A 13856-nucleotide genomic window follows, 5' to 3' on the forward strand; every position below is an offset into this window, starting at 1 on the left:
TATCCAGCTTCTAAAGCTTATGCAACAGCTATTTGACGAAGGGGGTGGTTCTGGCTGTTTCGCGTGGGGGAACGATCACTTACCATCAGGTGTGGTACAAGGGGATAGTCTGCGCCAAACTGATCGGCGTGTGGGGAGAGACTTGCGGGAGCCGCTGTGGATTATGACCGATTTGGATGCAAAGAGCGCTTTGCGTATCTATCGTTGCCGGATGAAAATTGAGCAGGCCTTTCGTGATTTGAAAAACAAGCTGGGCATGCAGGGGCGGATGAGCAAACGCCAATCCTACATGGGGGAGGTGTAGGCACTCTTGTTACTGGTGTATGCCATTGCGCTTTTGATCGGGAAGGCTTGCGTGACTGCCTGTATGGGCAGCTACCCCAAACACACTCCAAAGACCCGCCTATGCAACACCGATTCTTTCCCAGCAGGGCAAGAAGGGGGAATGTGATTTGGGCTTATTTGTCTTGTTGCGCCAGAAATGGTCACTTCCGATCAGTGAACGGCAAAAATCCTTGCACAGGCTTTGACGACTTTGTTCAGCCCATTGTCCCCACTCATGTCTGAAGCTCAGAATAGGCTCTTGACAATGCGCCATCGGCTATGCGGCCGGCGTGTGCACCGTGCGCTGGGAGAGGCGCCATTTGATGAAGAGGATAATGAGGCCGGCCAGGGAGACCACCGAGCCTACCGCCGCGCCGATGAGCAGTTCCCGCCGGCCGGGGGCCAGCGCGAGCTGACCCAGCCGGCGTGCCGGCGCCTGTTGAGCCATCTGCGCCGCCTGCTGGAGCAGTTCCTGCTTCAGCCAGGCGCGAAATTCGGCGCTGGGGCGCGCCGGCGCCAGCGCGATATTCAACCACTGCCGCACCCGCAGTAGCGGCACCAGATCAACCATTTGCTGTGGCAGTGCCATCTTCGATCCCTTTCTGCCCAAACTTGCCTGCATGTCACAGAATCCCGCGTTTTTCCAGCTCTTCCCGCAGGGTTTGCAAGGTCCGATGATACAGGGACTTGATCGCCCCTTCTGTCCTTCCGAGCACCTGCGCGATCTCGGCGTTCGAGAGGTGCTCCGAGTGCTTCAGGATAAGCACCATCTGGCGGTCCGGGCTGAGCTGACGCACCACCTCGCGCACCGTCTCGATCTCCTCGCGGCGGATGACCTCGTGGTACGGGTCCTCACTGCGGCGGTGGGAGGTGTACAGCTCGTCCAGGGCGACCTCTTTGCGCCGGCTGGTGTCCCGGTACCAGTTCGCCACCAGGTTATGCGCGATGCGGTACAGCCAGGCGGAGAAGGGCGCCCCGTGGTCCTCGTACCGCCCGATGTGCTGTAGCGCTCGCTGGAACGTGCGGGCCGTCAGGTCTTCCGCATCCTGCGCGTTCCCGACCCGGTGATAGATATAGTTGTAAATACGGTCCACATAGCGTTCGTACAGTTCACCGAACGCCTGTGGGTCCCGCGCGGCGCGCTCAATCAGCTCGGTTTCGCCCAGGGTCGCATACGGGTTGTTCCCGTTCGGCTTGGGCGAGGGTGTTCCCATGCCTGGGGACTGCTCCGTTCCTCTTTTCACCAATTAGAACACCTCACAGCACGAAAAGTTACTGATGTGGTGACTGCGCCGGCGCTTGTTCTGCCTCGATGGGATAGATGGCGGCACCGATGAGGCCCGGCCCACCGTGGGTGCCCACCACCGGCCCCATCTCGGAGATATACAGCCGGCGGCAATTATACCGCGAGCGCAGTTCATCAGCAAGCCACTGCGCCTCCTCGTGGCTGGCGGTATGTGCAATGGCGCTGGCGATGGTGGTGCCGGGCGCGATGCCGGCCTCGAATATCTCCAGCATGCGCGCTTTGGCCGCTTTCTTAGTGCGCACCTTGTGCAAGGGCTGGACAATGCCGTCCTTGATGGTCAACAGCGGCTTGATATCGAGGAGGGTGCCGAGGAAGGCTGAGGCGGTACCGATGCGCCCGCCTTTATGCAGATACTCCAGTGTCTCCACGACGAAGACGATGCGGTAATTCCGCACGATGGACTCCAGAACGGGGATGATCTCTGCCGCCGGCGCGCCGGCCGCGGCCATCTCCGCCGCCTTGATGGCCAGCAGGCTCAACGACACGGAGACGGCCTGCGTGTCCACAACGTGGATGCGGCCGGCGGGGAGGGATTCCGCCGCGGCCTTGGCCGCCTGCCAGGTGCCGCTGAGACGGGAGGAGATGGTCAGGCACAGAAGCTCACTGCCATCCGCCGTCAGCTCTCGAAAGGCCTGTTCGAAATCCCCGATGGAGGGCTGGGAGGTGCGCGGCAGTTCCCGTTCGGTGCGCAGCCGGCGGTAGAATTCCTCCCGGCTCAGCTCCTTCCCATCATCCCGATACGTCCGGCCGCCGAGGGTAACGTACATGGGGATGATGTGGATGCCGTAGCCGGCCGCCTCTTCCGGCAGAAGGTCACAGGTAGAATCCACCAGGATTTTCAACAAGGCACTCCCTCCTTTCCCCCGCCGATGCGCCGGCCAATTGTCAGGCCGGCCAATGTCCATTATAATGGCGCTATCATACACCCGGCCCGGAGGAAGGTTGTGTCAACCTTGAGCACCATCGGCGAACTGCGTCAGACGCTCCAGCGGTGGCTGGATGTCTCCGACCCCGAACAGGCCGTCTTCGCCTATTATATGCTCTATCACCCCGCCTCGCGCACCCGCCTGTACGTGACCTATGACCAGAGCGGCGAGATCGCCGGCGCACTGGCGGAATGCCTGACCGGCTATGACCTGTTCCGTCCCCTCTATGTCATGCTGGCGGAGAATGAGCCGGCCCTGCGCCAGTTGATACAGGAGATCGCCCCCCAGCGCCGGCCGGGCTATCTCCTGGGGCCAATGCATTATCTCCAGGTCTGGCGGGACTATTTTCTCCTGTCAGGTGAGGAGATCTTCCGCCTCTACGTGTTGGACGTCGCCAATTTCCAGCCCATCATCAATATCCTGGTGACGCGTGCCCAATCTCCCGATGGCCAGCCGCGCTACGAGATTCGCACTCCGAAAGACGAGGTGCTCGCCTTTGCCAGCGTCAACTGGCGCTCCCCGCAGTTCGCGGAGGTGGCGGTGCATGTGGAGCCGGCGGCCCAGGGCCGGCGCTGGGGGGAGTCGGTCGTGTCCGCGCTGTGCGCGGAGCTGGTGCGAGGGGGCGTGACGCCGCTGTACCTGGCCGGCGCGGTGAATCCGGCTTCTATCGCCCTGGCCGAGCGGGTTGGCTTTCAGGACACCGGCCGGCGGCTGGCCTTCGCCAGCGCCGAATGGCGCCCCACCGCTTGAGCGCCGGCTAAATGGCCAGCAGTTCCCTCACCGCCGCTACCAGGCTGGCAAAGCCGGCGTCCTTCACCACGTAGCGGTCGGCCCCGCAGGGCCTGGGTTGTTCATCGCCGGTGATGATGATGACGGGGATGGCGCTCCAACGCGCGTCCGCCTTCAGTTCCGCGCAGACCTCTGTGCCGTCCAGCTCCGGCATGCGGTTGTCCAGCGCGATCAGGTCAAAGGTTTCCGCCTGTGCCAGCTCCAGCGCCTGCCGGCCGTTCTCGGCCAGGATGACGCTGACGCCGGCGGCTTCCAGCGCCTTTTTCATCAGCGCCTGCAGCATCGGGCTGTCCTCGGCCACCAGCACCCTGGGCTTATCCATGGCCGCCTCTCCTTTCACATGCGCAGACGGGTTCCTTCGGGGTCGTAGAGCGGCCGGCGCACCACCCGCGCCGGGTGGCGCCCGCCGGCGCTGTCCAGGACGGTGACCGAGGTGCCTTCGCCGGCGTGTTCCAGCGGCAGGTAGCCGAAGGCCAGCGGATGCCCCACGCTGTGGCCGAAGGCGGCGCTGGTGACCTTCCCGACCTCTTTATCCTCCACGAGCAGGGCATCGCCGCTGGCCGGCACATAGGCGTCTTCCAACTGCAGGAGGGTCAGTTTCTCGGGAAAGCCGGCGGATTTGCGGCGGAGCAGGGCCTCGCGACCGATGAAGTCCCCCTTGTCCAGCTTGACGGTCCAGCCCAGGCCAACCTCGTAAGGGGTGCGGCCGCCGGCGAAGTCCAGCCGCATGATGTAGCCCTTTTCCAGCCGCAGGCTGAAGGCCGCCGCCATGCCGCAAAGGGCCATATCGTAGGGTTTGCCGGCCGTGGTGATGGCCTCCCAGAGGTCATGGGCGTGCTCCGCCGGCACCAGCACCTCATATCCCAGCTCACCGGTATAGCCGGTGCGGGAGATGTAGGCGCGGATGCCGGCCACATGCGCCGGCATGCCCCACATGTAGCCCAGCGCATCGAGCGGTTCCTCGGTGATGGAGCCAAGGATCTGGCGGGAAAGGGGGCCTTGCACGGCCAGCAGGGCACTGCCCGAGGAAACATCGGTGACCGCGACGTTCAGGCCCTCGCTCCAGCGCAGGAGCCATTCGTATTCGGGCCGGGCGTTGGCCGCGTTACTGCCCCAGGCGGTCATGAGCATGTAATGCGATTCGCCCAGGCGGTAGACGGTGATGTCGGAGAAGATGCTCCCATCTTCCAAGAGCATGGTGGTGTAGAGGACCTTATTGACCGGCATGCCGGCGGCGTCGTTGACAATGACCTTCTGCACCAGGCGCAGGGCATCGGGGCCCTGGATCTCGATCTCGCCGGTGGTGGACCAGTCGAAGACGCCGGCGCGCTGGCGCACCGCCAGATGTTCCTCGCGCGGGCTGGTGAAGATGTTGGGCACCTCCCACCCCTGCACCACGGTCCACTGCGGGCCGGCTTGCTGGATGTCGCAGTAGAAGGGGGAGCGCTTCATAGCAGGGCCTCCTTGTTTAGAAAACGGCCGGCGTGATGGCGGAGATAAACACCGCCTCCTCATCTCCTAACGCGCAGATGCTCTGTAATTGGGAGCCGTCGAAGTAGATGCTGTCCCCTGGCTCCAGCTCGTAGGCGTTGTCCGCCAGCTCCACCCGGATGCGGCCTTCCAGCACCAGCAGGCACTCTTCTGTGCTGTGGCTCATCGGATGCGCAACGTTGCCCTGGGAGGGGTGGATGCGGCCGATGAACATCTCCATTTTGCGGTTCAGGTCGGGGGTGAGGAGTTCATAGGTGACCTGGGAGCGGGGCAGGGTGAGCTTTTTCCGCTCGTGCCGGCGCACCACCGGGCGGTGCTCCTGCTCGTCCGAAAGGAAGTAGAAGACGGGCACCTCCAGCGCCTCTGCGATGCGGCGCAGGGATTTGATGGATGGGTCCGCCAGCTCGCGCTCGATCTGGCTCAGGAAGCTGGCTGTGACGCCGGCCTTCTCCGCGACCTCGCGGAGGCTCATGTGCAGTTCGGTCCGTCTTCTGCGGATTCGTTCACCAATCACCATGCAGTCCTCTCCTTTGTATCACGTCTGCTCGATGCCGAGTCGACTGCCGACAAAGCCCGGCTGGCCACAGATGAAGCGGCGCACGTCCAGGGGCCGCCGGCCGGCGAGCTGAACCCGCTCCAGCATCAGCATTCCGCTCCCGGTGACGACGCCGATCCCCTGCGGCAGTGCCAGCACCGTACCTGGCTCGGGAGGCCCCTTGGTACCAGGGAGTGGGACGTTCGCGTTCAGCGGCCATGCCGAATGGATCAGCAGACGCTGTCCCCGATAGAATGTAAAAGTGCCGGGCCATGGGGAAAAGGCGCGGCACCGGCGTGCCAGCTCCTCCGCCGGCAGAGTCCAATCCAGCAGTCCGTCGGCCTTGCGCAGACGATCGATCCAGCTTGCCTGGCTGTGGTCCTGCGGCACGGGCACAATGGTGCCGTTCACCCAGCCGGCCAGCGTCTCTACAAAGAACGGCGCGCCGATGTGGGCGAGCCGGTCCATCAGCGTGGCAGTGGTGTCGCCGGGCATCACCGGCACCCGCATCTGGGCCAGGATGTCGCCGGCGTCCATCTCATCTTCGACGAAGAGCACGCTCAGCCCGACCTCTGTCTCGCCGGCCAGCAAAGCGCCCACCACTGGTGCCGCCCCGCGATAGCGCGGGAGCAGGGATGGGTGCAGGTTCAGCGAGCGCTTGGGCGGCAGGTTGAAGATCTCGCCGGGAATCCACAGGCCGTAGGCCGCGACCGCGATCACGTCTGGCCGCCGGCGGGCGATCTCCCGCAGTGCTTCCGGCGTGCGCAAGCTGGCCGGCTGGAGCACCGGGAGGCCCAGCCGCTCGGCCGCTCGCTTGACCGGCGGCGGGGTGCGCTTCAGCCCGCGGCCGGCCGGCTTATCCGGCTGGGTCACCACCGCCGCGACCTCGAAGCGGGGATCGTTGGCCAGCAGTGTGAGTGCCGGCACGCCGAAGGCCGGCGTGCTCATGTAGACCACGCGAATGGGCACAGCGTTCGCTCTCCCGCCGGCATCAAGTCCCATGTGATATGATAAAATAGTATAGCACATTACTGACAAGGCGCCAAAAAAGGGAAGGCAAGGGTAATGGGGAAGCGCTTCGCCTGGCGGAGTCTTTTCAACGCCTCGCGTGTATTGTTGCACAGCCGGCGCAAATGTGTTATATTCCTCTTTGTGCTGTGCGGTATTACGCCCTGTATTGTCTCGTATCGTGTTGCGTCGTCCGGGTTCGAGGATACCACCTTGGTGGGTGAGACAGGCCTAAAGTGAATACCCTCATCGGCAAAACGCTCGGACAGTATCACATTCTTTCTGAGATCGGCCGCGGGGGAATGGCGGTCGTCTATAAGGCGGAACAAACCAGCCTGAACCGCTTCGTCGCCCTGAAGGTCCTGTTCCCCAATTTCACCGGCGATTCCACCTCCGTCGAGCGCCTGCACCGCGAGGCGCAGGCGGCCGCCCGCCTGGACCACCCCAACATCGTCGAGATCTATGAGGTGGGGGAGCACGAGGGCCTGCACTTCATCGCCATGAAGTATGTGGACGGTCAGCCCCTGGATGTCATCCTCCAGCAGGGGCCTCTGCCGCCGGCGCGTGCCCTGAAAATCCTCGCCCAGGTCGCCTCTGCCCTGGATTACGCCCACCGCCACAACGTGGTGCACCGCGATATCAAACCCAGCAATATCATCGTCAGCGCCGGCGACCGCATCACCCTGACCGACTTCGGCCTGGCCAAAGGCGCCGGTAGTGCTACCCTGACCAGCTCCGGCGCGCTGGTGGGGACGCCGGCCTATATGTCGCCCGAGCAGGCGCGCGGCGATGAGACTGACTACCGCGCCGATATTTACGCGCTGGGCGTGGTCGCGTATGAGATGTTGGCCGGCCGGCCGCCCTTCATCGGCAATCCTTTGTCCATCATCATGGCCCATGCCAGCCAACCCCCTCCGCCGCTACGGCAGTTCCGTCCCGACCTGCCCCCAGGCCTGGAAGCAGTGGTGATGAAAGCGCTGGCGAAGGAGCCGGCCGAACGCTATACCACCGCCGGCGAGTTTGCCGCCGCCCTGCGGCAAGCACTGACCCAGCCGGCGGCATCCGCCAGGACACAGCCCACTGCCGAACCCCTGCCCCCTGCGGCGGCCACCCATTCCCGGCTGGTCTGGGGCATCGCCGGCGCCATCGTGGTGATCGCGCTGATCGTAGGCATCGGCGCGTGGGCCGCGAGCGGGCGCGGCCAGCTCGCAGTGCCGCCGGCCGAGACGGCAACCGCCGTGATGCCGACCCCGACGGAATTCGTGCCGGCGGTCATTCCCCCGCCCACAGATACGCCGCCGGCGATCAGCACCCCCACGCCCAGGCCTGCGGAGACATCCACGCCCACGCAGGCGGCCACGGCCACCGACACGCCATCTCCTGTGCCGACGGCAACCTGGACGGCCAGCCCTGCCCCAACGGATACGCCGACAGCCTTGCCGACACCCACTTTTACCCGGCCGGCGCGTACTGCCGTGCCGATGATTTCCCTTTCGCTGACGGCGCCGGCGGATGGGCAGGCGTTCGCGGCCGACCAGACGCCGGTATTGAGCTGGTCCAGCTCTCGCCCCCTGGCCGGCGATGAGCGGTTCGTGGTGGTCATCGAACGGGTGCCTCCCCCGCCGCACAGCGGCATCTGGTACGATTACCATATCACCCGCGATACCAGCCTGCCGGCGCCTCGCTATCTGGCGGAGACCTCCGCCGACGGGCAGTTCACCTGGTACGTGCAGGTGATGCGCGGCGCGCGGCTGGAGAACGGTCAGCTCCAGGGCAATCTGGTCGGACAGCCCAGCCCGAAGCGCACCTTTACCTGGAACCGCCCGCCGGCCGGCGGTGGTGGGGGAGGCCCATCCACCCCACGGCCGACCCCTACGCGCGATGATTGATGACGTGATGCCGTGCCCTATGCCGACACGCCGCACAGGTTCAAGAGACAGCATACGATGAATGCCCGCGGCTGGTGGAAATGGGCCTTGCTATGGCTCGTCGGAGGACTGCTGTTCGCCTGGATGGCCGCGCCGGCCTCGGGAAACGCCCCATCTTCGCCGCCGGCGCCGGCGGCTACCCCAGCGCCAGTGCAGGTGTGCTTCCAAGACGGCACTGCCGGCTATGCCGGCACGCGCGACACCTACCTCGACCGCAGTTCCCCTACGACGCCTTTCGGAAGCCTGGATACACTGCGCGCCAGCGCCGATGCCGGCCAGGTGATGCTGTTGTCCTTCGATCTCTCTGCGGTTCCCCCCAACGCTCAGGTGCAGTCCGCGTACCTGCGCCTATATGCCGTGGAGCGCTCTGCGGCGGCCGGCATAAGCCTGTCCGCACACCAGGTGTATCGGGCATGGCAGGAGGAGCAGGCCATATGGAACAGTGCCAGCGCCGGCACCCCATGGGGCGCGCCCGGCTGTAACAGCACCATAACGGACCGCGCCGCGACGGCGGTCTCCAGCGCTCAGGTAAACGCCGTGAACGCCTGGGTCCAGTGGGATATTACGCCACTCGTCCAGCTGTGGATCAATGACCCGGCCCGCAACTATGGGCTGGTCCTGCGGGGCGCCGGCGACTCTTCCGTGCGCTACAGCTTCCGTTCTTCCGAATCCTCCAACATCACCCAGCGTCCCCAGCTTTGCCTGACCTACGTCGTGCCCGTCAATCAATGGGGACAGATTGTCGGTAAGGTCTGGCATGACCTTAACGGTGACGGGATACTACAGACGGGGGAGCCGGCGCTGGCCGGCGCCCGGCTTGAGCTGTGGCGCGGCCAGCAGAAGCTGAGCGAGTATACCACTACCTCCAGCGGCGCATATGCCTTCTCCACCCTGGTGCCGGACACCTATACCATTATCGAGGTCAATCCGCCGGGCTACCGCTCCACCACGCCTGACAGCCGGACGGTAACCGTGGCCGCCGGCGAGACGGTGCGGGTGGACTTCGGCGATCAGCGCGTCTCCCCGCCAAGGACCTCCCTCCTGCCCCTGCTCGGTTCCCGCTTCGGCGCAGTGACCCCGACGCCGGCTCCCACCCCGTACTGGCGGCCGGGGACTGGCTTGAGCGACAAGCAGGTGAACGCGCTCCTGCGCTTCAGCGATGCGTGTGACCGCGCCTATGCCGGCGTGGATGAGCTGGGCCTTTTCCGCACCCTGAACGGCGGCCAGAGCTGGGAACGCCGCGGCCTGGACTACAGCGTTCTGGAGATGGTCCTGGTGCCGTGGAACAACGCCTATCTCTTCGCCGCCACCTGGGGCGCCGGCGTGATGCACAGCGCGGACGGCGGCGCATCCTGGGTCGCCATGAACGCCGGTTTGGAGGGCCATCACTGGCTCTACGCCATCGCCATGGACCCCTGGCGCAACACCCTCTATGTCGGCACGGCCGACAGCGGCGTCTATAAGAGCACGAACAGCGGGGTATCCTGGTCGCCGGTCAACAACGGCCTGACGGACCTGGCGATACGCGCCCTGGCGGTAGACCCGGCGGCCGGCCAGTCGGTGGTGTATGCCGGCACCTTGGCGCACGGGGTTTTCAAATCCACCAACGGCGGGGCAAGCTGGCAGAACATCGGGCCGGCGAACGTGCGCGTGCGCGACATCGAGATTGACCCGCTCGATCCCAGCATTATCTTCGTGGCCACGGATGATGGGGTGTACCGGTCCTCCGACGGCGGAGGGAGCTGGCCGCCGGCCTATCATAAGCTGGCCGGCACCAGCGTCAACGCGCTGGCGTTACTGCGCACGGGCACCGATGCCTCGTCACCGCTGGTGGTATATGCCGGCCGTGAGGATCACGGGGTGTATATGAGCCGCGATGGAGGAGCTTCCTGGGAGGCGATGAACACCGGCCTGCCTGCCGGCACCAGTGTGCGCTCTCTCATCGTGGGAGGGACGGGCGCCGGCTGTCCACGGCTGTACGCCGGCACACGCGCCGGCAGTGTATGGGTCTGGCGGTAAACCCGCCGCGCTTACGACTTGGGGCGGGACGTGACACCAGCCTTGCCCTGCTCCTGGAGCATTTCCTGAATCCAGGAATTGAGGCGCTGAAGCTCAAAGGGTTTCTGAAGCACCGGCGCGCCGGCTTCCCGCAGAAACCCGGCGGTCTGCTCGTTGGCCATGTCTCCGGTCATGAAGACGATGCGCTTGCGCCAGCCCGGGTCCCGGCGCGTCAGCTCCTCCCAGAATGAAATGCCGTTCATGCCGGGCATTTTGATGTCGCAGACGATCAGGTCATAGCCACGGCGCTCCACACAGCGCATGGCCTCCTGACCACTGCGCGCCACGTCCACCAGATGGCCCTGTTGTGCCAGCACGCGGGCGGCGATCTCCACAATATCCTGCTCGTCGTCCACGATGAGGATGCGGCTTCCCCGCCGGCCGGCAGTGAGCGGGGCACTCTTCTGCTCCTGTGCCTCTTCGGCGGCGATACGGCTTTGGGGCGGCGCCGGCGGAAGCTGGACAAAGAACGCCGCACCTTTCCCCGGGATGCCCTCGCTCTCCGCCCAAATGCGCCCGCCGTGTTCCTGGATGATGCCGTAGCAGATGCTCAATCCCAGGCCGGTGCCCTCGCCCGGCTCCTTGGTGGTGAAGAAGGGGTCGAAGATGCGCCCCATGATCGCCGGCGGGATGCCCGGGCCGTTGTCGCGCACCTCCACGATGACGCCGGCATCGGTACGGCGCGTGCGGATGGTCAGGCGGGACCCGATGCCGGACTTGGACATGGCCTGCTCGGCGTTCAGGATCAGGTTCAGGATCACCTGCTGGAGCTGTTGTGGGTCGGCCAGGGTGGCCGGCACTCCCTTGTCCAGGTCCAGCTCCACCTGGATGTTCTGCACCCGCAGTTCGTAAGAGCGCAGGGCGATGGTGCGCTCGATGATGTCGTTGACATCCACCAGCTTGCGTTGCGGGCGTTCCTGCCGGGCGAATGCCAGCAGGTTGCGCACGATGTCGGCGGCGCGCTGGGCCTGTTGGATCACCCGCTTCAAGTCCTCTGCGGCGGTGGCGGACACGCCGCTGGCCTTGATGAGCTGGGCATAGCCGATGATGGAGGTGAGCGGGTTGTTCAGCTCGTGGGCGACGCCGGCCACCAGCCCGCCCAGCGCGGCCAGCTTTTCGGACTGGATGAGCTGTTGCTGGAGGCGCTTCAGCTCGCTGATATCGGTGACCACCGTCAGGATTTCGGGGGGATGGCCGGGCCGCTGGAGCAGGGGGATACTGCTGGCCAGCACGGGCAGGGTTCCGCCGTCCTTGGTCTGAAAGGTGGCCTCATAGCGCCGGCGTTCGCCGGCCAGCACCGCGTCATGCTGTAGCCGCGCCACGAAGCGATCGCGCGTGTCGATCCAGGAGAGGATGCGTTGTCCGATGAGTTCTTCGGGAGAGCGGTAACCCAGCATCTCCGCCATGCGCGGGTTGGCGAAGGTGATATACCCTTCCGCATCCTCTATCAGGATACCCTCATTCATGGAGCGGATAATGCGCTCATTAAAGGAACTCAGGCGGGCATTCTGAATGGCGCTGATGGACTGGTTGGCCAGGGTGATCAGTGCGGTGACCAGGTCCATGGTGAAGCGCTGGGGTTCGCGCCACCACAGGGCCACCGCGCCCTGCTTTCTCCCTTCTTGAAGGAGCGGAACGGTCAGAAAGGCCTGATAGCCCTCGGCAAGGGAGAGGTGGACCAGGGGGCCTGCCGGCTCCTTATCCAGACGGGGCAGGGGGGCGGCCTCCGATGCCGCCAGGGCTTCCAGCATCGCGTCGGGGAGGCGGCCGGCGGCCAGCAGAGCGATGAACGATTGGCGAAAGGAGGGCGAAAAGCCGCTTTCGGCCAGCAGGGTCAGGTGGTAGGATGCGTCATCGCTTTCAAACACCGCGGCCGCGTCGGCGCCGGCCAGCTCACGCGCTACGTGGGCAATGGCGGTGAAGACGCGCTCCGGCTCCAGGGAAGCATTGATGGTCTGGCTGGCCCAGTTGAGCGCCTGCTGGCGCCGCAGGGAGCGCCGCATTTCCTCGAACAGGACGGCGTTCTCGATGGCGATGGCCAGGTAGTCCGCGATGCGGCTCACCAGATCCACGTCGCGCGCGTCGAAGCGCGCCGGCTCGCCGGCCGCCAGCATCAGCAGGCCGGCCTGCACCTCACGCGTATGCAGGTTGACCACCAACCAGGCGGGCAGGCCGGCCTCAACGGCGCCGGCGCAGAAGGGGAAGGTGCCGGCAAGCTGATGGGCATCAACGAGCTGAAGCTCCAGCAGGCGGCGTGCCTGCTCGTGATCGAAGCGCTCCATCTGGCGCTGGAGGGGGCGCGGCAGTCCTTCGACAGCGCTGAGCAGCATCTCATCGCCGGCGCGCAGATAAATGGCGCCGGCCTGCACCTCCATGCCGGCGACCAGCGTCTGGACCGCTTTGGTGAGAATATCCTGGAGGGGAAGATGGTAGTTGGTCGAACGGATAATCTCATAGAGCAGGGCCAGCTCCCTGCTGTGCCGCTCCAGTTCGCTCTGCGTGGAAGGGCTCATGATACCCCTGTTCCGATTCAAGACGTTAGTTGAATCATTGTAATATTGCTTCGCTTTACGTAGCGCAATATCAATTATAGCATAAAATCGCGATGGGCGGCAAACACGTTTTTGAGAGGGTGTGAAAAGGGCCGTGAGATGCGGTGTGCTGGAGCCGGAGCCAGCGAGCGCGGTACAGCCGGCGCCGGCCCTGTTGTGGTGGGATAAGGACCCCCAGGCCCCCTGGGTGATAGGGCTTCCGAACCGGATTTGCCGACTATGCTTTTGCGATACCCTTTACCTTCAAAATTTGCTGGCACGTATGTTTTATGCTATAATGATGCCCGTACATAGGACAGAACGTGCCAGACTGATGCGGAAAAGGAGGATTTCGGTGTCGCTCACAAAGGCGGAAAAGGACGCCATCATTCAGGAGTTTCGCGTCCATCCTAACGATACAGGTTCGCCCGAAGTGCAGATTGCTCTGCTCACCAAGCGCATTAATGAGCTGACGGAGCATCTCAAGGTACACAAGCACGACGAGCATTCGCGCCGCGGCCTGCTGAAGATGGTAGGCCAGCGCCGGCGACTGCTCGCCTACCTCAGCCGCACGGATGCGGAGCGCTATAAGACCCTGATCAATCGGCTGGGCCTGCGCAAATAACACCGCTTCGCGAAGGCTCTTTTCCGATACGATGTCTATCTGGCGGACGCCTGTGATGCCCGAAGACGTGGGGCTGAGGGGTCCGCATTTTCATTATTAGGGATTTTGTGATACAGTATCATTGGCAGTAACGACAATGGACATGCCGAGCAGGGCATGGCGCGGTGGCCAGAAGGGACAGGAATTGGGAAGCATGCCCAAGACGGGGAAGGATGCGCTCCGGTATCCTTGGGCCGGCTTCCCAGTCCCTGACCTCTGGCCCCCGATGCTCGCCTTGCTGACCCATTCAGCCGGCGCATCTCCCATGCCTGCCCCATGTCCCTTGTCTCCGTGAC

At 64.5% G+C, this 13856-nt stretch carries 13 protein-coding genes; 5 read left to right on the plus strand and 8 right to left on the minus strand.

The genetic code is table 11. The features are described 5' to 3' along the window. The first annotated feature begins 163 nt into the window (after positions 1–163). Entirely contained in the window at positions 164–304 is a 141-nt protein-coding gene (locus H5T60_04315) for a transposase (GenBank protein ID MBC7241651.1), read from the plus strand. A gap of 297 nt (positions 305–601) precedes the next feature. On the opposite strand, the gene H5T60_04320 is transcribed toward H5T60_04315, so the two are convergent. The 3 genes from H5T60_04320 to H5T60_04330 are packed head-to-tail and all read right to left on the minus strand — an operon-like array spanning position 602 to position 2475. Next, entirely contained in the window at positions 602–913 is a 312-nt protein-coding gene (locus tag H5T60_04320) for a hypothetical protein (GenBank protein MBC7241652.1), read from the minus strand. 34 nt (positions 914–947) lie between these two features. Beyond that, positions 948–1538 carry a sigma-70 family RNA polymerase sigma factor gene (locus H5T60_04325; protein ID MBC7241653.1) on the minus strand — a complete coding sequence of 197 codons (591 nt, stop codon included), beginning with the start codon at positions 1536–1538 and terminating at the stop codon, positions 948–950. 58 nt (positions 1539–1596) lie between these two features. Beyond that, positions 1597–2475, minus strand: a complete 879-nt coding sequence (locus H5T60_04330; protein MBC7241654.1) for a DegV family protein — start codon at positions 2473–2475, stop codon at positions 1597–1599. A 99-nt stretch (positions 2476–2574) separates the two neighbouring features. Here H5T60_04330 and H5T60_04335 point away from each other — a divergent pair, with 99 nt between their 5' ends. After that, complete coding sequence (locus H5T60_04335; protein MBC7241655.1) at positions 2575–3306, plus strand: GNAT family N-acetyltransferase; 732 nt, start codon at positions 2575–2577, stop codon at positions 3304–3306. A gap of 7 nt (positions 3307–3313) precedes the next feature. On the opposite strand, the gene H5T60_04340 is transcribed toward H5T60_04335, so the two are convergent. The 4 genes from H5T60_04340 to H5T60_04355 are packed head-to-tail and all read right to left on the minus strand — an operon-like array spanning position 3314 to position 6340. Continuing rightward, on the minus strand, positions 3314–3667 hold the full coding sequence (locus tag H5T60_04340; GenBank protein ID MBC7241656.1) for a response regulator: 354 nt from the start codon (positions 3665–3667) through the stop codon (positions 3314–3316). A 14-nt stretch (positions 3668–3681) separates the two neighbouring features. Next, positions 3682–4797: an aminomethyl transferase family protein gene (locus H5T60_04345; protein ID MBC7241657.1), complete on the minus strand. Its 1116-nt coding sequence runs from the start codon at positions 4795–4797 to the stop codon at positions 3682–3684. Positions 4798–4813: 16 nt separating this feature from the next. Continuing rightward, complete coding sequence (locus H5T60_04350) at positions 4814–5350, minus strand: helix-turn-helix transcriptional regulator (GenBank protein MBC7241658.1); 537 nt, start codon at positions 5348–5350, stop codon at positions 4814–4816. Between the two features lie 21 nt (positions 5351–5371). After that, complete coding sequence (locus tag H5T60_04355) at positions 5372–6340, minus strand: methionyl-tRNA formyltransferase (GenBank protein ID MBC7241659.1); 969 nt, start codon at positions 6338–6340, stop codon at positions 5372–5374. A gap of 341 nt (positions 6341–6681) precedes the next feature. On the opposite strand from H5T60_04355, the gene H5T60_04360 reads away from it, so the two are divergent. Both H5T60_04360 and H5T60_04365 read left to right on the plus strand, forming a co-directional pair. Beyond that, on the plus strand, positions 6682–8268 hold the full coding sequence (locus H5T60_04360; GenBank protein MBC7241660.1) for a protein kinase: 1587 nt from the start codon (positions 6682–6684) through the stop codon (positions 8266–8268). A 57-nt stretch (positions 8269–8325) separates the two neighbouring features. Next, positions 8326–10326, plus strand: a complete 2001-nt coding sequence (locus tag H5T60_04365) for a DNRLRE domain-containing protein (protein MBC7241661.1) — start codon at positions 8326–8328, stop codon at positions 10324–10326. Between the two features lie 11 nt (positions 10327–10337). Here the strand turns inward: H5T60_04365 and H5T60_04370 are convergent, their stop codons facing one another. Further along, entirely contained in the window at positions 10338–12878 is a 2541-nt protein-coding gene (locus H5T60_04370; protein ID MBC7241662.1) for a response regulator, read from the minus strand. 373 nt (positions 12879–13251) lie between these two features. Between H5T60_04370 and rpsO the strand changes: the two genes are divergently transcribed. Next, positions 13252–13521: a 30S ribosomal protein S15 gene (gene rpsO, locus H5T60_04375; protein ID MBC7241663.1), complete on the plus strand. Its 270-nt coding sequence runs from the start codon at positions 13252–13254 to the stop codon at positions 13519–13521. Positions 13522–13856: the final 335 nt, after the last annotated feature.

Source organism: Anaerolineae bacterium (assembly GCA_014360855.1).
Taxonomy (GTDB): Bacteria; Chloroflexota; Anaerolineae; order JACIWP01; family JACIWP01; genus JACIWP01.